Raw genomic sequence first — 19,742 nt, forward strand, 5'->3', positions numbered from 1 at the left:
TCAGCTGGCGCACTGGCTGATTAAACAGGGCGTCAGGCCGGATGAGCGGGTGGCGATTGCCCTGGAGCGCAGTGTCGACCTGGTGGTGGCGCTGCTGGCGACGCTAAAAGCCGGTGGCGCCTATGTCCCGCTCGACCCGGCCTACCCGACAGCGCGTCTGCAGTACATGCTGGCCGACAGTGCACCGGTAGCGTTGCTCACCACCGCCGCGCTGCGCTCAACACTCTCCACTGACTGCCCGGTGATTGAACTGGATAACCCGACACCACCGTGGGCCTCGTGCTCTGCTGATAATATCCCCCCGGCAACACGCGGCCTGACGTCGCATCATCTCGCTTATGTCATCTATACCTCCGGCTCCACCGGGCAACCCAAGGGCGTGCTGGTCGGGCACGACAGCGTGGTCAACCTCTGGGCCGGACTGGAGCAGGCGGTGTACGGGTCAGCCGACCTGCAACGCGTCAGCCTCAATGCCTCACCGTCCTTTGATGCCTCCGTGCAGCAACTGGTGCAGTTGGCCTCGGGCCGCACGCTGGTGATGGTGCCCGACGCAATACGCCAGAACGGTGAACAGCTGCGCGAGTGGATGACGCAGCAGGCGCTGGACGTCTTTGACTGCACACCGTCACAGCTGGCGCTGCTGATGGCCGCCGGGCCGTTACCACCGTCACTGCGTACGGTCCTGCTCGGCGGCGAAGCCATCGGTGCCGCGCAGTGGCAGGTGCTGGCCTCGCTGGACGGCATCACATTCCATAACGTCTACGGCCCGACCGAATGTACCGTGGACAGTACCCATACGCGTATTACCGGGCAAATGGCCCGGCCGCATATCGGCCGCCCTATGGCCAACCGCCGGGTTTACCTGCTGGACGCTGACCGCCAGCCGGTGCCGGTCGGGGTGACCGGTGAAATCTATATCGGGGGTGTCGGTGTAGCACGTGGTTACCTGAACCGCCCCGACCTCACCGCAGAACGCTTCCTGACAGATCCGTTCTCAACCGGGCCGAATGCGCGGATGTATCGCACCGGCGATCTGGGTCGCTGGAATGCCGACGGCACCATTGACTACCTCGGCCGTAATGACTTCCAGGTCAAGATCCGTGGCTTCCGTATTGAACCCGGCGAGGTTGAGTCGGCAGTGCAGGGCTGCACCGGTGTACGCGAGGCGGTGGTGGTGGCACAGCGCACCGCAACCGGCGATCAGCGACTGGTGGCCTATTACACCAGCAATGACAGTGAAGTCACGACGGACGAACTGAAATCGCAACTGACACAGCGCCTGCCTGCGCATATGGTGCCGTCGGCGTATGTGCGGCTGGCGCAGATCCCGCTGACACCCAACGGCAAGGTGGACCGCAAGGCGCTGCCTGCCCCGGATGACAGTGCCTTTGTCCGCCACCGCTACGAAGCCCCGCAGGGCGAGACCGAGCAGGCGATTGCCACGATATGGCAGGACCTGCTGGGCATTGAACGCGTCGGTCGGCAGGATCACTTCTTCGAACTCGGTGGTCATTCCCTGCTGGCGATTAAACTGATTGAACGCTTACGGCAGGCGGGGTATACGCTCTCCGTCAGCGACCTGTTCAGACAGCCGACGCTGGCCACACTGGCAGCTACGCTGACGGGCAGTGACACCGCCATGACAGTACCGGCCAACCGGATCCATGCCGACAGCACCCACATCACTCCGGCTATGCTGCCGCTAGTCGAACTGACGCAGGCGCAGATCGATGCGGTGGTAGCGACCGTGCCGGGCGGTGCCCGCAATGTGCAGGATATCTACCCGCTGGCGCCGTTGCAGAGCGGTATTCTGTTCCACCATCTGCTACAACCGGTGGGGGATGCGTATATCACCCGCTCCATCCTGAGTTTTGAGAAACAAACCGGGCTGGATAAGTTTATTTCTGCCTTGCAGGCGGTAATCCAGCGTCACGACATTCTGCGAACGGCGATTGTCTGGGAAGGGCTGGACGAGGCCGTGCAGGTAGTCTGGCGCGAGGCCGTGATGCCGGTGGAAACGCTGGTTATCGAGTCCGACGATGTCGCCGACGCCCTGCAGCAGCGCTTTACCCCGGCGCAGTTGCAGATGAACATCACTCAGGCACCGATGATTCAAGCCTGGCAGGCTGCCGACCCGGCGAATAACCGCTGGCTGCTGTGCCTGCTGCACCACCATCTGTGCATGGACCACACCACGCTGGAGCTGCTGCTCGAAGAGGTGCAGGCGCACCTTGAAGGCAAGGCCGACCAGCTACCCGCCCCGTTGCCGTTCCGGCAGTTTGTCGCTCTCGCCCGTCAGCAGACCGATGCGCAGGCACAGCAGGACTATTTCCGGGCACAACTCGGGGATATTGACGCGCCCTGCGCCCCGTTCGGGCTGCTCGATGTTCAGGGCAGCGGCCAACACATCGACGAACACCATCTGCCGCTGTCAGACTCCCTGGGGCAACGGCTGCGGACACTGTCACAGCAGCGAGGTATCAGCGTCACCAGCCTGTTCCATCTCGCCTGGGGTCGCGTGGTGCAGGCCACTACCGGGCAGGACAACGTCGTGTTCGGCACCGTGCTGTTTGGTCGTATGGCCGGTGGTGAAGGCGCTGACCGGGTACTGGGCATGTTCCTGAACACCCTGCCGTTGCGTCTGTCGCTGGCTCAGGTCAGTGTTGAACAGGCACTGCGCCAGACGCACGACAGTCTGGCCGGGCTGCTGGCTCATGAGCACGCCTCGCTGGCCGACGTCCAGCAATACAGCGGCGTTGACGCTCAGAGCCCGCTGTTCACCAGCCTGCTCAACTACCGCTATAACGGCGGCAGCGAGCAGACGGCGGTACAAACAGAACTGGATGGCATCGAGGTGTTGTTCAGTCAGGAGCGCACCAACTACCCGGTCAACGTATCGGTGAACGATCAGGGTGCGGCGGGCTTCAGTCTGGATATTCAGGTCGCCATGGGTATTGGTGCAGCGCGTGTCGGCGAAATGATGCTGCTCACCCTGACGGCACTGGCCGACGCGCTGGCGCATGCACCGGCACAACCGGTGCATGCCCTGACGGTGCTGCCGGACGCCGAACGCCAGCAGGTGCTGCATGACTTTAATGACACGGCGGCAGACTTCCCGGCGGATAGCTGCATCCATCAATTGGTTGAACAGCAGGCCACACGCCAGCCGGACGCCGTCGCCGTGGCCTTCGACGGTCAGTCACTGCGCTATGGCGAGTTAAACCGCCGGGCGAATCAGCTGGCGCACTGGCTGATTGAACAGGGTGTCAGGCCGGATAACCGGGTGGCGATTGCCCTGGAGCGCAGTGTCGACCTGGTAGTGGCGCTGCTGGCCACCCTGAAAGCCGGTGGGGCCTATGTCCCGCTCGACCCAGCCTACCCGCCAGAGCGCCAGCAGTACATGCTGGCCGACAGCGCACCGGTGGTGCTGATCACCACTACCGTGCTGAATAGCCAGATAGCAGCCGACTGCCCGGTAATTGCGCTGGATACCCCGGAACAACCGTGGGCCACCTGCCCGGCCGACAACATCAGCCCGGCGGCGGTGGGCCTGACGCCCTGTCATCTGGCCTATGTGATTTACACCTCCGGCTCCACCGGGCAGCCCAAAGGGGTGCTGGTCGAGCACCGGGGCCTATGTAATCTGTCGCAGGCGCAAATTCGTCTGTTTAACGCAGGGGCAGGCAGCCGTGTACTCCAGTTCAGCTCCCTCAGTTTCGATGCCAGCCTGTTCGATATCGTGATGGCATTGTGCTCTGGGGCAGCGCTGTACCTGCCGCGGGGCCGACTGCTGGGTGAGACGTTGACGCAGTTTATGCAGCAACAGCGTATCAGTCATGCCACATTGCCACCGGCGGCACTCTCCAGCCTCAACCCGGCACAGGCGCTGCCGGATCTGGCCGTGCTGGTGACCGCCGGGGACGCCATCAGCCGTGAAGCGATTGCACCCTGGTGTGCTGGCCGGGCGGTCTACAACGCCTATGGCCCGACCGAAGCCACCATCTGGGCCAGCACCTTTGCCCTGCATCAGCCTTATGCCGGTCAGCCACCGATCGGCTACCCGGTTGAAAACACCAAAATCTATCTGCTGGACGGTCACGGTCAGTTGGTCCCCGTCGGTGTCACCGGTGAGATTTATATCGGCGGCGTCGGTGTCGCGCGCGGCTATCTGAACCGGCCCGATCTGACGACTGAGCGTTTTCTGAATGATCCGTTTGCTCACGAGCCGGGAGCACGGATGTACCGCACCGGCGATCTGGGCCGCTGGCAGACTGACGGGACGCTGGAATACCTCGGCCGTAACGACAGTCAGGTCAAGATCCGCGGTTTTCGTATCGAGCCGGGTGAAATCGAGTCCTGCGCACTTGGCTGCCCTCACGTCACCGAAGCAGTGGTGCTGGCGCGAGCGGATCATAACGGCCAACCGCGGCTGATCGTCTGGTATGTCGGTGACGCCGAGGCGCACGCCCTGCGCCGCCATCTCGCCGAGCGGCTGCCTGTCCATATGGTACCGGCAGCCTGTGTACAGATGCTCGCACTGCCGCTCACACCAAACGGTAAAGTCGATCGCAACGCCTTACCCGCCCCGGATGACAGCGCCTTTGTTCACACCGACTACGAGGCTCCGCAAACCGCAACCGAACAGGCGATTGCCACGATATGGCAGGACCTGCTGGGGATTGAGCGCGTCGGGCGGCAGGATCACTTCTTCGAACTCGGTGGTCATTCGCTGCTGGCGATTAAGCTTATCGAACGCCTGCGCCGGGCGGGGTATACGCTCTCCGTCAGCGACCTGTTCAGGCAACCGACGCTGGCTGCACTGGCAACCACGCTGACGGGCAGTGAAGCAACCGCGACTATTCCGGCCAACCGGATCCATGCCGACAGCACCCACATCACCCCGGAGATGCTGCCGCTGGTTACTCTGACGCAGACGCAGATTGATGCCGTGGTGGCGACCGTGCCGGGGGCTGCCCGTAATGTGCAGGACATCTACCCGCTGGCACCGTTGCAGACCGGCATTCTGTTCCACCATCTGCTGCAGCCGGTGGGGGATGCGTATATCACCCGCTCCATCCTGAGCTTTGAGGAAAAGGACAGGCTGGATCATTTCATTGCCGCCTTGCAGGCCGTCATTCAGCGTCACGACATCCTGCGCACAGCTGTCGTCTGGGAAGGGCTGGACGACGCCGTGCAGGTGGTCTGGCGCGAGGCACTGATGCCGGTGGAAACGCTGGTTATCCAGTCCGACGATGTCGCCGACGCCCTGCAACAGCGCTTCACCCCGGCGCAATTGCAGATGAACGTCGCGCAGGCACCGATGATCCAGAGTTATCAGGTCGCCGACCCGGCGAATAACCGCTGGCTGCTGTGCCTGTTGCACCACCATTTGTGCATGGACCACACCACGCTGGAGCTGCTGCTCGAAGAGGTGCAGGCGCACCTGCAGGGCCGTGCCGACCAACTGCCTGCCCCGCTGCCGTTCCGGCAGTTTGTCGCCCTTGCCCGTCAGCAGACGGCTATACCTGCACAACAATCGGCACTGCAGGACTATTTCCGCGCACAGCTCGGTGATATTGATGAACCCTGCGCCCCGTTCGGGCTGCTGGATAGCCAGGGTAACGGCCAGCACATTGACGAACATCATCTGGTACTGTCAGACACCCTGGGGCAACGGCTGCGAACACTGTCACAACGGCACGGCATCAGCGTCACCAGCCTGTTCCATCTCGCCTGGGGCCGTGTGGTGCAGGCCACCACCGGGCAGGACAATGTCGTGTTCGGCACCGTGCTGTTTGGCCGTATGGCCGGTGGTGAGGGCGCTGACCGGGTGCTGGGCATGTTCCTGAACACCCTGCCGTTGCGCCTGTCGCTGGGTCAGGTCAGTGTCGAGCAGGCGCTGCGCCAGACGCACGACGGCCTGGCCGGACTGCTGAACTTCGAGCACGCCGCGCTAGCCGACGTCCAGCAATACAGCGGCGTCGGCGCGCAACGCCCGCTGTTCACCAGCCTGCTCAACTACCGCTATAACGGCGGCAGCGAACAAACAGATGTACAGACAGAACTGACAGGCATTGATGTGCTGTTCAGTCAGGAGCGCACCAACTACCCGGTCAACGTGTCGGTGAACGATCAGGGTGCGGCAGGTTTCAGTCTGGATATTCAGGTCACCGCGGGTATTGGTGCAGCGCGTGTCGGCGAAATGATGCGGGTCACCCTGACGGCGCTGGCCGACGCACTGGCGCATGCACCAGCGCAACCGGTACATGCCCTGACGGTGTTGCCGGACGCCGAACGCCAGCAGGTACTGTACGACTTCAATGAGATAGAGACCCACTTCCCGGCGGATATCTGCATTCATCAATTGTTTGAACAGCAGGCCGCCCGGCAGCCAGATGCCGTTGCCGTGGTCTTCGACAACGAATCACTGCGCTATAGCGAACTGAACCGCCGTGCGAATCAGCTGGCGCACTGGCTGATTAAACAGGGCGTCAGGCCGGATGACCGGGTGGCGATTGCCCTGGAGCGCAGTGTCGACCTGGTGGTGGCGCTGCTGGCGACGCTAAAAGCCGGTGGGGCTTATGTCCCGCTCGACCCGGGCTATCCGGAAGAACGGTTGCACTATATTCTGCTTGACAGTGAGCCGGTCGCGTTGATCACCACAACCACCCTGCGTGCCAGCGTGCCGACTGACAGCCCGGTGATTGTGCTGGATAACCCGGCGCAGCCGTGGGCCACCTGCTCTGCGGATAATCTCAACCCGGTGGCAGTGGGCCTGACACCCCATCACCTGGCCTATGTCATCTACACCTCCGGCTCCACCGGGCTGCCGAAAGGCGTGCTGGTGGAGCATCACAATGTCGTGCGGCTGTTGCGCGCCTCGCAACCGCTGTTCCACTTCGGTGCCGGGGATGTCTGGACACTGTTCCACTCCTACGCCTTTGACTTTTCCGTCTGGGAAATCTGGGGGGCACTGCTCAATGGGGGTCGTCTGGTGGTGGTGCCGTATCTGGTCAGCCGCTCGCCACAGGCCTTCTATCAGTTGCTGTGTGAGCAAGCAGTCACGGTGCTCAACCAGACGCCGAGCGCGTTCCGACAGTTGATGGCGGCACAGGCCGACCATGCCGGGCACCACGCGTTGCGCTATGTGATTTTCGGCGGCGAAGCGCTGAATCCATCGAGCCTGGCACCGTGGTATTCACGCGCAGCCAATCACCGCACACAGCTCATCAATATGTACGGCATTACCGAAACCACGGTACACGTCACCTGGCAGCCGTTGCAGCCAGAGGATGTCGCCGCCACAGGCAGCCCGATCGGGCGTCGCCTGCCGGATTTACGCGCCTACCTGCTGGATGCGCAGCAACAGCCGGTGCCAATCGGGGTGATCGGCGAGCTGTATGTTGCCGGGGCCGGTGTCGCGCGCGGTTACCTGAACCTGCCAGAACTGACTACAGAACGGTTCCTCGACGATCCGTTCACGGCACAAACCGGTGCGCGGATGTACCGCACCGGGGATCTGGCGCGCTGGAATGCCGACGGCACCCTCGACTATCTGGGCCGTAACGATCATCAGGTCAAAATACGCGGTTTCCGTATCGAGCTGGGTGAGATTGAAGCGGCAATGCGCCGCCACGCGCAGGTCACGGATACCGTGGTGCTGACACGCCCCGGTCAGGACGGTGAGCCGCGTCTGGTGGCGTGGTATGTCGGCGACGCTGACGTGCAGGCGCTACGTGATCACATCGCCGGGCAATTGCCCGCCTACATGACCCCAGCGGTCTATGTGTCCGTTGACGTGCTGCCGCTGACAGCCAATGGCAAGATTGACCAAAAAGCCCTGCCGCAACCGGATGACAGTGCATTTATCCGACAGACCTTTGAAGCCCCGCGTAGTGCCATGGAACACACGCTGGCGGAGCTGTGGCAGACGCTACTGGGGGTTGAGCGCGTCGGTCGTCAGGATCACTTCTTTGAACTCGGCGGCCATTCATTACTGGCGGTAAAACTGGTGAGTGAAATGCACAGGCGTGGACTCACACTTTCCCTGTCCACCCTGTTTGAATCCCCTCGCCTGTTTGAACTGGCAGCAGCGCTCGAAACGGCTGAAATACAACGCAAAGCCTGGGTAGCGTTGCGTTCATCCGGGTCGCAACGCCCCGTGTTCATAGTGCCAGAGGCAACCGGCGAGCTGCTTTACGGCCCGCAACTGACGGCAGCCATTGATGCGGATATTCCGGTGTACGGCCTGCTGGGGCCGGATCGCTATCTGCCGAGCTTCAAAACGCTGCAAGGAGCGGCAGCCCGCTATGTCAGCATCATCCGCGAGGTACAACCACAGGGGCCGTATCGCCTACTGGGCTGGTCGCTGGGCGGTACGCTGGCGTATGAAATTGCCGCGCAACTGATCGGGTTGAACCAGTCGGTTGAATTCCTGGGGCTGCTCGATACCTGGGCTTTCCCGCCGGTCGAGGTCTCATCGAATAGCGGGGACTCGCTGGAGCAGATGAGTCAGGCACTGATTCAGGATGTCCTGACGCTGCGGGGTGAAGCGCTGCCAACCGCGGCGCTGGCGGAGTGTCAAAAATGGCAGGAATACCATGCACTGGCCTGCCGACTGGGCGTCATCCCATCTGACTGGACGCCGACGTATTTCTGCCGCTGGCTGCAACACCGTCAGGATCTGCTGAATGCCGAGTACCGGCCACAGCCACTGCCAGTTCAGATTGACCTGCTGGCTGCCCGTGAAAGTCTGGCACTGTCAGAGCCGTACCTGCACTGGGACCGCATCTTACCCCCGTCCTCGATCCGCGTGACCCCGGTACCCGGTGATCACATGAGCCTGTTTACCGAGGCCCATGTCGGCACGGTCGGTCAGCAGATATCCCGGGCGATTCAGGCCCGCAGGCTGCCAGAGCCGACAGCCATGCTGCATACTCAGACGCCGGTGATAACGTTACAAGCAGGCCGACAGGCCGGGCCTGTGCTGGTCTGCATTCCCGGTGCCGGTGATAACGTCATGAGTTTTATGGCGCTGACTGCCGCCATGCCGGATGACTGGCAGGTATGGGGCCTGCAACCGCAGGGTTTGCTGGAAGGCACCACACCTCACAGTTCGGTCGAAGCTGCCGCCCAGTATTATCTGGAGGCGTTGAAGGCGCAGTCGCTCAACGGGCCACTCCATCTGCTGGGCCATTCGTTCGGCGGCTGGAGTGCACTGGAGCTGGCGCGACGGCTGGAGCAGGAGGGCACGCCGGTGGCATCGCTGACGCTGGTGGACTCCAGAGTGCCTCAGGCGGCGAAAGAGTATTCCGACCTGCAGGTATTCATGCGGCTGATCGCGCTGTTTGAGATGCAAGGTACAGCACTGGCACTGACGGAGCCTGAGCTGGCGACATTGACGCAACCACAGCGGCTGGTGTGCCTGCATCAGCGCCTGGTCGAGCGCGGTGTGATGTCGGCCAGTAGCCAGGCGCAGGATTTGACGGCCATCTTCCGGGTTTTTGCCGCCAACCTGCGCACCGGATACCTGCCGACGTCGCTGCCGGAGGTCACGCCGTCACTGATCCTGGCGCAGGACGCAGACGTCAACCGGACGACCGGCTGGCAGACGCTTATCCCGGCCATACAGTTCCAGCGAGGCGCCGGTAACCATGTCCGGTTGCTGAAAATGCCGCACGTGACGTTTATTGCCGACAGGGTACAGCGGAAATAAACCATCGTACTGTCGTTCATCCCCCGCCGGTTATCACAACCGGCGGTTTTATACTGAATAACAAGGAAAAACAGGAAAAACGGATGTTCAAATTTATCGTTGTCCGTTTCAAATGGCTGGTGCTGCTGGCCACGGTGCTGAGTACCATCAGCGCGCTGTCCGGTATCGGCATGCTAAAGATCATTACCCTGCAGATCAGTGCCATGACCAGCCAGTCCGCTGCCAGCGTCACACCTTTTGTCTGGTTTTTACTGGCGGTCTCGGCGGTATTGCTGTTCGGCCTGATGTCCCGCTATCTGCTGGCCAGGCTGGGGGCCCGCGTCGTTTATGAATTCAGGGACTCACTCACCCGCCGTCTGCTGTCAACGCCTTATGCCATCATTGAACGCATCGGCGGGCACCGCATTCTGGCCGCGCTAAAAACCGATGCGGCCAAGCTGTCGGAAGGCCTGCTGATCCTGCCGGAGTTCATCTACAGCCTGATCACGGTGGTGCTCTGTCTGAGTTACATGAGTTATCTCTCCGGACGTCTGTTTCTGGTTTCAACGGCGCTTATCATCCTGCTCGGACTGATCGCTAGCGTCTTCCTGCGTTATGGGCTGCGCCATTTCAAGCACCTGCGCCACTATGAAGATACGCTGTTTCAGGGCATGCAGATGATGGTCGACGGCAGCCAGGAGCTGAGCATTAATGCCAGACGGCGTCACTTCATTTATGAACGGGTTCTGAAAACCAATTACCGCGATATCCGCCATCTCAGTGTCCGGGTATCGTTGATCTTTACGATGCTGAATAGTATTGGCTCGACGTTGATTTTTTTTCTGGTCGGTCTGGTGGTATTCGGCTCCAGCCTGTATTTCAAAGACATCCCGACCGACTCGGTCGTCGGCTTCGCGCTGGTGATCCTGTATATGATCGACCCGGTGGAAAACGTCGTCAGTTCATTATCCCGTTTCAGCGAATTTACCGTCTCCTACCGTAACGTCGAAGGGCTGCCGCTGGCCCGGGACGAGGTCGACATGGCCCCATCAAGCCACCATTCGCTCTCGGAACGGCTGGCATGGCAGACGCTTAACGTCTGCCAGCTCACCTTTCACTATCAGGCAGATGCGGAGGATCAGTACCGCTTTGGTATCGGCCCGATCGATGCACAGTTCCGGCGCGGAGAAGCGGTCTTTCTGACCGGCGGCAACGGCAGCGGTAAATCGACGTTTGCAAAACTGCTGGTCGGGTTGTACCAGCCGGATCAGGGCCAGATCAGTCTGGATGATGACATCGTGTCTGACACCATCCCACTGACCGAATACCAGCAGGCGTTTTCCACGATTTTTGCGGATTTCTTCCTGTTCGATCACGTGCTGGATGAATGGGGTAATCCCGGTGATGATGCCATGATCCAACGACATCTGACTGATCTGGAATTGAACAATAAAGTGAGCGTCTCCCACGGTCGGTTGTCCTCGACAAACCTCTCCTCCGGGCAGAAAAAACGCCTGGCGCTGATCATGTCCTACTGTGAAAACACACCAATCTGTGTCTTTGACGAGTGGGCGGCGGATCAGGACCCCAGATTTCGTCGGCTGTTTTACACCGAAATTATTCCCCGGCTGAAAGCGCAGAATAAACTGGTGATTGTGATCACCCATGATGACCGTTACTTTCATCTGGCCGATCAGTTGCTCCGGTTTGATGACGGTCAACTGGTCACAGGCACCTTCTCATCGGCGGGAGGGGCATCTGCTGATTGAGGCGATGAATAATCGTGGTGCTAAAGGATGGCGGCGCTAAATAACGTAACGGCCAGCAGCTCCTGCTGGCCGTTACTACCGATAGTCACCATAACCCATTTAATTAAGCATCAAACCGTTATGGCGAATTTTTGGCAGTTGGTAGTCGTTTTTGAGAGACAGGGATCATTCCCACTCAATCGTTGCTGGCGGCTTACCAGAAACGTCGTACACCACGCGGGAGATACCGTCGACTTCGTTGATGATACGGTTGGAAACGCGGCCGAGGAATTCATACGGCAGGTGCGCCCAGTGCGCGGTCATGAAGTCGATAGTTTCGACTGCGCGCAGCGAAACAACCCAGTCATATTTACGACCGTCGCCCATCACGCCGACGGAGCGTACCGGCAGGAACACCGTGAACGCCTGGCTGACTTTGTCATACAGTTCCGCCTTGTGCAGTTCTTCGATGAAGATGGCATCGGCGCGACGCAGCAGGTCGCAGTACTCTTTCTTCACTTCGCCCAGTACACGCACGCCAAGACCCGGACCCGGGAACGGATGACGGTACAGCATGTTATACGGCAGGCCCAGTTCCAGACCAATCTTGCGCACCTCGTCTTTGAACAGCTCTTTGAGCGGCTCAACCAGACCCAGCGCCATATCATCCGGCAAACCGCCCACGTTGTGATGCGATTTAATCACATGCGCCTTACCGGTAGCAGAAGCCGCGGATTCGATCACATCCGGATAGATGGTGCCTTGCGCCAGCCATTTCACATCGGTCAGCTTACCGGCTTCTTCATCGAACACGTCAACGAAGACACGACCGATGGTTTTACGCTTGGCTTCCGGGTCATCAATGCCCGCCAGCGCCGACAGGAAACGGTTTTCCGCCTGAACATGTACGATGTTCAGGCCGAACTCGTCACCAAACATCTCCATCACCTGCTCGGCTTCATTCAGACGCAACAGACCGTTGTCCACAAACACACAGGTCAGGCGATCACCAATCGCACGATGCAGCAGCAACGCTGTCACCGACGAGTCGACCCCACCGGACAGGCCAAGAATCACCTTGTCTCCACCAACCTGCTGACGAATACGCTCAACGGCGTCGTCGATGATTTTGGCCGGTGTCCACAGCGCTTCACACTGGCAAATATCACGGACAAACCGCTCCAGCATACGCTGACCTTGACGAGTGTGGGTTACTTCCGGGTGGAACTGTACGCCATAGAAGCGTTTTTCTTCGTTCGCCATGATGGCATACGGGCAGGTATCGGTGCTGGCAACAGTAACGAAATCCGCCGGAATAGCGGTCACTTTATCGCCGTGGCTCATCCATACGTCTAACAATGGTGCACCGCTGTCGCTGACGGCATCCTGAATGTCGCGGACCAACGCACTGTTGGATTTGACTTCAACCTGAGCATAGCCAAACTCACGCTCGCTGGAGCCTTCGACTTTGCCGCCCAACTGCATCGCCATGGTCTGCATGCCATAACAGACGCCCAGTACCGGTACACCGGCCTGGAAAACATACTCCGGCGCACGCGGGCTATTAAACTCGGTGGTACTTTCCGGGCCGCCGGAAAGGATGATGCCATTCGGGTTGAACTCGCGAATTTGCGCTTCGGTGACATCCCATGCCCACAGTTCGCAGTATACGCCCAGTTCACGTACGCGACGTGCCACCAGTTGCGTGTATTGCGAGCCGAAATCCAGAATAAGAATGCGATGTTGATGAATGTTTTCTGTCATGAGAGGCGTATTCCACTACGGAGCGAAAGAAAAATTGAACCCGGTAAGTCTACCGGGTTCGTAACAGTAAATCAGCCGGTAAGCGCTTAGCCCATGCGATAGTTCGGCGACTCTTTGGTAATGGTCACATCGTGGACATGGCTTTCCTGAATACCGGCACCGCTGATACGCACGAATTCAGCTTTGGTACGCAGCGCATCAATGGTCGCACAACCGGTCAGACCCATGCAGGAGCGCAAACCGCCCATCTGTTGATGCACGATCTCTTTCAGGCGGCCTTTATAAGCCACGCGACCTTCGATACCTTCCGGTACCAGCTTGTCAGCCGCATTGTCAGACTGGAAATAACGGTCGGACGAGCCTTTAGACATCGCACCCAGCGAGCCCATGCCACGGTAAGATTTGAATGCACGGCCCTGATACAGTTCGATTTCACCCGGCGATTCTTCCGTACCCGCCAGCATGGAACCAACCATCACGCAGGCGGCACCCGCTGCGATCGCTTTGGCGATATCGCCAGAGAAACGGATACCACCATCGGCAATGACCGGAATGCCGGTGCCTTCCAGTGCGTCGACCGCGTCGGCAATCGCCGTAATCTGCGGTACGCCCACACCGGTTACGATACGGGTAGTACAAATAGAACCGGGGCCAATCCCGACTTTCACGGCACTGACACCAGCGTCGGCCAGCGCACGCGCACCGGCACCGGTCGCGACGTTCCCACCGATAATTTGCAAATCCGGGTATTTGGCACGGGTTTCACGAATACGCTGCAACACCCCTTCAGAATGACCGTGCGAGGAGTCAATCAGCAAGACGTCCACGCCAGCGGCAACCAACGCATCAATACGCTCTTCGTTGCCAGCACCCGCACCGACTGCCGCACCAACGCGCAGACGGCCGTGCTCATCTTTACACGCGTTCGGTTTACGTTCCGCTTTCTGGAAATCTTTTACTGTGATCATCCCAACCAGACGGAACTGCGCATCCACCACCAGCGCTTTTTCGATACGGCGCTCGTGCATTTTTTGCAGCACCACGTCGCGCGCTTCACCTTCTTTGACCGTCACCAGACGTTCTTTCGGGGTCATTACCGCACTCACCGGACGGTCCAGATCGGTAACGAAGCGAACGTCACGACCAGTGATGATGCCAACCAGTTCGTTACCGGTCGTTACCACCGGATAACCGGCGAAACCGTTACGTTCGGTGAGCGCTTTCACTTCACGCAGCGTCGTTTCCGGCGTTACCGTCTGCGGGTCAACCACCACGCCGCTTTCATGGCGTTTCACGCGGCTAACTTCTTCCGCCTGACGCTCAATGGACATATTCTTATGAATGAAACCAAGGCCGCCTTCCTGTGCCAGCGCAATCGCCAGACCGGATTCGGTCACGGTGTCCATCGCGGCAGACAGCATAGGAATGTTCAAACGGATACGTTGAGTCAGTTGCGTACTCAGATCGGCCGTGTTGGGCAGAACGGTGGAATGGGCAGGAACGAGGAGAACATCATCGAAGGTCAGTGCTTCTTTAGCGATTCGTAGCATGGCAATATCTCACCGGGATTGAGGATGGGAAATAGATAAAATATTGCCGCGGCATTATACAGGCCGAAATCGATTGCCTCCAGCATTTTTTTATAAAAACGCTTGCGAACGGCCCATTGACCGGTAGTATTGATAGATTAACTCTCTGTTTTACTATTTGATCCGGGTCACAATGTCTTCATTGCCGTCATCCGCCATATTTACCGTCAGCCGCCTTAATCAGACAGTAAAACAGTTGCTGGAAGGTGAAATGGGCCAGGTTTGGCTCTCCGGCGAAATTTCCAACTTTTCTCAGCCTTCCTCGGGGCATTGGTATTTCACGCTCAAAGATGAGCGCGCTCAGGTGCGATGCGCCATGTTCCGCACCAGCAATCGTCGGGTGACCTTTCGGCCGCAAAACGGACAACAGGTGCTGATTCGCGCCACCATCACGCTGTATGAGCCGCGTGGCGACTACCAGTTGCTGGCAGAAAGCATGCATCCGGCAGGCGATGGGTTACTGCAACAACAGTTCGAGCAGCTAAAACAGCGTTTGTCTGCTGAAGGGTTATTTGACCAACACTACAAACAGTTACTTCCCAAACCCGCCCGTCAGGTCGGCGTGATTACCTCCGCCAGCGGTGCGGCGTTGCACGACATTTTGCACATTCTGCAGCGCCGTGACCCGTCACTACCGGTCGTTATCTACCCGACAGCGGTACAAGGTGTGGATGCACCAGGTCAGATTGTGCGGGCTATTGAGCTGGCTAACCTGCGCGAAGAGTGTGATGTGCTGATTGTCGGTCGTGGCGGCGGCTCACTGGAAGATTTGTGGAGTTTCAACGACGAGCGGGTGGCTCGGGCCATTTTCGCCAGCCGTATCCCGATTGTCAGCGCAGTCGGCCACGAAACCGATGTGACCATCGCTGACTTTGTGGCGGACCTGCGAGCGCCAACGCCTTCGGCAGCCGCTGAACTGGTTAGCCGCAACCAGTTGGAACTGCTGCGACAAATTCGTGCCCAGCGCCAACGGCTGGAAATGGCGATGGATTATTATCTGGCACAGCGCCAGCAGCAATTCGTCCGATTACAACATCGGTTACATCAGCAGCATCCACAACTCCGTCTGGCCCGCCAGCAAACCCAACTGATTCGGCTACGTCAACGTCTGGATGACGCGATTCAATTGCAACTACGCCAACAAACACGTCGTCAGGAACGCCTCGCCCAACGTTTGCAGCAACACCAGCCGCAATCACGGTTGCATCGCGCGCAACAGCAGATACAGCAGCTACGCTACCGCATGCACCATGCGTTAGAAAAGCAACTTAGCCAGTATAAACAACAATTTGGCGAAGCCTGCTCTCATCTCGAAGCCGTCAGCCCGCTGGCGACGCTGGCCCGTGGCTACAGTGTCACCACCACTTCAGATGGCAAGGTCATGAAGCAAACGGTTCAGGTCACCAAGGGCGATAAACTAAAAACCCGGTTACAGGATGGCTGGGTTGAGAGCCAGGTAACTGAAATCAAAAAAGAATCTACTAAACCACGTGCAAAACGTCAGCCGAAAAATATTCAGTGATTAGGCTATACTTATCGTGTCGTAATTGTGGTAGATCAGTGTAAATCATATGTTGCACCATACTGTCAGGCATAAGGAGATGAAGTATGCAATCCGCCCGTAGCATCATTCCGCCCTACATTCTGCATCGCATCATTAATAATGGATCAGATGAAGAGCGTCGTTGCGCGCAACACACGCTGATGCACGTGCAATCCCTGATGGTGGCTCCGGTCGTCCATCCTGATGAGCATGAGGAGCGCCCCGCTGGTCAGGTACAGCGCGACATCTACGATGCCGAGCATCAACAGACATTACCGGGCAAGCGGATTAGGGCCGAGGGTCAACCAGGAAACGGTGATGTCGCGGCTGACGAAGCCTACAATTATCTGGGCATCACCTACGACTTTTTCTGGAAAATCTTTGGTCGCAACTCACTGGATAATAAAGGGTTATCACTGACTGGCAGCGTTCACTACGGTAAGGATTACCAAAATGCCTTCTGGAACGGACAACAGATGGTATTTGGCGACGGCGACGGTAAGATTTTCAATCGGTTCACTATCGCACTGGATGTCATCGCCCACGAACTGTCGCACGGCGTGGTAGAAAGCGAATGCAATTTACTGTACTTCCGCCAGTCCGGTGCACTCAACGAATCGCTCGCCGACGTGTTTGGCTCGATGGTCAAACAATACTACCGCAACCAGAAAGTACAGCAGGCGGACTGGATTATTGGCGAAGGGCTGCTGGCCGAAGGCATTGACGGAAAAGGGCTGCGCTCGCTGTCCCGCCCCGGCACCGCTTATGACGACCTGCTGCTAGGTACCGACCCACAACCCGCCCATATGCGTGATTTCGTTAACACCCGTGAAGATAACGGTGGTGTGCACCTGAATTCAGGGATCCCCAGTCGGGCTTTCTACCTCGCAGCGATGGCACTGGGAGGTTATTCCTGGGAAAAAGCCGGTCAAATCTGGTACGACACTGTGTGCGACAAAGAGCTGCCGCAAAATGCCGATTTCTCCATCTTTGCCAGATTTACCGTAGAGCACGCCAGACGGAGCTTCAATGAAGCGGTTGCTGACGCCGTGCTGCGAGCCTGGCATCAGGTTGGGGTTGATACGGGAATCATCAATGAGCACGAACAGGAATAACCTGCCCGATTTAACGGATGATGTGATTATTGAGCTGGCACGCGAAGGCGGTTTTGCCTGGCTCCCTAAACTGGCTGGCCCGCGTCGCTTTACGCTGGCAGAAGTACCCGCCACACAAAAAGAAAAAATCCGTGCCGTGCTGCATGACGCCCTGCCTGCAGCACAGGAGCCAGGTCAACCTGGTTCCCCTGGCCGCGGTGACCAGTTCTATTACCGAATTCACATTCACTACTGCAATACGCAGGATAGCCGCCAGGAAGACTGGGTACTGCTGATCCCCGAACGGCATGCCTCGTCCGAGTTGGAAGCCCTGTGGCGTAATGGGCTGGATGACGAAGCCCCCTGACTGCCACAGCACGGTACTACTGCACTACTGCGGCTGGTAACGTACCACCACGCGAGAGCGCGAAATCAGGCCATGTCCGTTGGTACACAGATAGTTTTCTGCACCACAGGCACGTAGCACCTGCAATGGCGGTTCACATTCTGGGCATAGCGCCAGACGAAGAAAATCACGCTGGCACGCCTCACAATAATACTGGTCGTTGCCGCTGTGTTGAGTGCCTTGCTGCCGATCGCTGGCGCGCCATACCATCGGTTGCTGACAGTCGGGACAATAAGCGTCCATCGCCTTCCTCCAGTTCCTCGCATGAAAAACGGGGCAGAATTGCTTCTACCCCGGTTGATTAACAACGCCTTGCCATCACGGCTTATTTGCCTTTTTTGATATGCTGCATCAGGCGTTTACGTTTACGCAGCTGATTTGGCGTCAACGTGTTGCGTTTGTTGGCAAACGGGTTTTCCCCTTCCTTGAACTGAATACGGATGGGGGTTCCCATCACATCCAGTGATCGCCGGTAGTAGTTCATCAAATAGCGCTTATAGGAATCCGGCAAATCTTTGACCTGATTACCGTGGATTACCACGATCGGCGGGTTGTACCCCCCGGCATGTGCATATTTCAGCTTCACCCGACGGCCACGAACTAATGGCGGCTGATGGTCGTCTACGGCCATCTGCATGATACGGGTTAGCATTGCCGTCCCTACCCGTCGGGTTGAGCACTCATAAGCTTCATTCACGGATTCGAACAGGTTACCCACGCCGCTACCGTGCAATGCAGAAATAAAGTGGATACGAGCAAAATCGATAAACCCAAGGCGCAGATCGAGGGTTTCTTTTACCTGATCCTTAACCTCTTGTGTCAACCCATCCCACTTATTCACCACGATAACCAGTGAACGGCCAGAGTTGAGGATAAAGCCCAACAGCGACAAGTCTTGATCAGAAATCCCTTCACGAGCATCGATCACCAGCAACACGACGTTAGCGTCTTCAATTGCCTGCAATGTCTTGATCACCGAGAATTTTTCGACAGTATCGGTAATTTTGCCGCGTTTGCGCACCCCGGCAGTATCAATCAGCACATAGTCGCGGCCATCACGTTCCATCGGAATATAGATACTGTCGCGTGTGGTGCCAGGCATGTCATACACCACCACCCGATCTTCCCCGAGAATGCGGTTGGTCAGTGTCGATTTACCGACATTCGGACGACCCACGATCGCCAGTTTAATCGGCAGTCCTTCGAAATTTGGTGCTTCGTCATCGACATCGTCACCCTCAATGCCATCATCGCCTTCACCAAGTTGTTCCGCCCAGTAAGCCGCATTGGCTTCTTCTTCGGTTAACTCACGCGCTTCCTGAAGCGGCTCGGTGGCAAACGGCAACAGCACTTTTTCCAGCAACGAGGTCACGCCACGGCCATGGGATGCGGCAATAGGATAGACGTCACCCAGACCAAGCGAATAGAAATCGGCAATGCCGGTATCGATATCAATACCATCGACTTTGTTGGCCACCAGAAACGTGTCTTTTTCACGCGAGCGCAAGTGTTGGGCAATGGCATAATCCGCTGGCATCAAACCGTCGCGGGCATCCACCAGAAACAGCACAATATCCGCTTCTTCGATCGCCAGCAGCGACTGCTCAGCCATGCGTGTTTCCACACCATCTTCAGTACCGTCAATACCGCCGGTATCAATGATGATGAACTCATTTCCTTCTACCTCGGCACGACCATACTTGCGGTCACGCGTCAGCCCAGGGAAATCCGCCACCAATGCGTCACGGGTACGCGTCAAGCGATTAAACAGCGTGGATTTCCCCACATTCGGGCGCCCGACCAGCGCGACGACAGGTATCATTGTTACAACCTCTATTGCTTATAGTTCAATTCGTTACAGCAGAAAACGCTGCTGAAGATAAAAGACGAAACGGCCCCTGACA

9 protein-coding genes (1 of these 9 cut by a window edge) are annotated in these 19,742 nt (G+C 58.2%); 5 read left to right on the forward strand and 4 right to left on the reverse strand.

Translation table 11 applies throughout. The annotated features are described in order from the left end of the window. On the forward strand, positions 1–9,715 hold the end of the coding sequence (locus DD586_RS15045) for a non-ribosomal peptide synthase/polyketide synthase (protein WP_012885688.1). The gene continues 20,864 nt to the left of window position 1, outside the view; 9,715 of the gene's 30,579 nt are visible here — the last part of the coding sequence; the start codon falls outside the window, past its left edge; it ends in the stop codon at positions 9,713–9,715. An 83-nt stretch (positions 9,716–9,798) separates the two neighbouring features. Further along, entirely contained in the window at positions 9,799–11,463 is a 1,665-nt protein-coding gene (locus tag DD586_RS15050) for a cyclic peptide export ABC transporter (RefSeq protein WP_012885689.1), read from the forward strand. Positions 11,464–11,628: 165 nt separating this feature from the next. Here DD586_RS15050 and guaA read toward each other — a convergent pair whose 3' ends face one another. Next, positions 11,629–13,206 carry a glutamine-hydrolyzing GMP synthase gene (gene guaA / locus DD586_RS15055; RefSeq protein WP_012885690.1) on the reverse strand — a complete coding sequence of 526 codons (1,578 nt, stop codon included), beginning with the start codon at positions 13,204–13,206 and terminating at the stop codon, positions 11,629–11,631. A gap of 86 nt (positions 13,207–13,292) precedes the next feature. After that, complete coding sequence (gene guaB, locus DD586_RS15060) at positions 13,293–14,756, reverse strand: IMP dehydrogenase (protein ID WP_012885691.1); 1,464 nt, start codon at positions 14,754–14,756, stop codon at positions 13,293–13,295. A 172-nt stretch (positions 14,757–14,928) separates the two neighbouring features. Between guaB and xseA the strand changes: the two genes are divergently transcribed. The 3 genes from xseA (at position 14,929) to DD586_RS15075 (ending at position 17,799) form a co-directional block, all read left to right on the forward strand. Next, positions 14,929–16,317 carry an exodeoxyribonuclease VII large subunit gene (gene xseA / locus DD586_RS15065; protein WP_012885692.1) on the forward strand — a complete coding sequence of 463 codons (1,389 nt, stop codon included), beginning with the start codon at positions 14,929–14,931 and terminating at the stop codon, positions 16,315–16,317. Between the two features lie 86 nt (positions 16,318–16,403). Next, positions 16,404–17,453, forward strand: coding sequence for a M4 family metallopeptidase (locus DD586_RS15070; RefSeq protein ID WP_012885693.1), 1,050 nt, complete (start codon positions 16,404–16,406; stop codon positions 17,451–17,453). Further along, positions 17,434–17,799 carry a protealysin inhibitor emfourin gene (locus tag DD586_RS15075; protein ID WP_012885694.1) on the forward strand — a complete coding sequence of 122 codons (366 nt, stop codon included), beginning with the start codon at positions 17,434–17,436 and terminating at the stop codon, positions 17,797–17,799. Before DD586_RS15070 ends, DD586_RS15075 begins: the two co-directional genes overlap by 20 nt. Before the next feature lie 24 nt (positions 17,800–17,823). On the opposite strand, the gene DD586_RS15080 is transcribed toward DD586_RS15075, so the two are convergent. Both DD586_RS15080 and der read right to left on the reverse strand, forming a co-directional pair. Further along, positions 17,824–18,081 (reverse strand): zinc ribbon domain-containing protein, encoded by a 258-nt coding sequence (locus DD586_RS15080; RefSeq protein WP_012885695.1) that lies wholly within the window; start codon positions 18,079–18,081, stop codon positions 17,824–17,826. An 82-nt stretch (positions 18,082–18,163) separates the two neighbouring features. Beyond that, positions 18,164–19,660, reverse strand: coding sequence for a ribosome biogenesis GTPase Der (gene der, locus DD586_RS15085; RefSeq protein WP_012885696.1), 1,497 nt, complete (start codon positions 19,658–19,660; stop codon positions 18,164–18,166). Between the last annotated feature and the right edge of the window lie 82 nt (positions 19,661–19,742).

This window comes from Dickeya parazeae Ech586 (genome assembly GCF_000025065.1).
GTDB classification, from domain to species: domain Bacteria; phylum Pseudomonadota; class Gammaproteobacteria; order Enterobacterales; family Enterobacteriaceae; genus Dickeya; species Dickeya zeae.

Excerpts from the sequence above, each read along its gene's own strand:
- DD586_RS15050 (WP_012885689.1), top strand. The coding sequence starts at position 9,799 with ATGTTCAAATTTATCGTTGTCCGTTTCAAATGGCTGGTGCTGCTGGCC.
- guaA (WP_012885690.1), bottom strand. The coding sequence starts at position 13,206 with ATGACAGAAAACATTCATCAACATCGCATTCTTATTCTGGATTTCGGC.
- guaB (WP_012885691.1), bottom strand. The coding sequence starts at position 14,756 with ATGCTACGAATCGCTAAAGAAGCACTGACCTTCGATGATGTTCTCCTC.
- xseA (WP_012885692.1), top strand. The coding sequence starts at position 14,929 with ATGTCTTCATTGCCGTCATCCGCCATATTTACCGTCAGCCGCCTTAAT.
- DD586_RS15070 (WP_012885693.1), top strand. The coding sequence starts at position 16,404 with ATGCAATCCGCCCGTAGCATCATTCCGCCCTACATTCTGCATCGCATC.
- DD586_RS15075 (WP_012885694.1), top strand. The coding sequence starts at position 17,434 with ATGAGCACGAACAGGAATAACCTGCCCGATTTAACGGATGATGTGATT.
- DD586_RS15080 (WP_012885695.1), bottom strand. The coding sequence starts at position 18,081 with ATGGACGCTTATTGTCCCGACTGTCAGCAACCGATGGTATGGCGCGCC.
- der (WP_012885696.1), bottom strand. The coding sequence starts at position 19,660 with ATGATACCTGTCGTCGCGCTGGTCGGGCGCCCGAATGTGGGGAAATCC.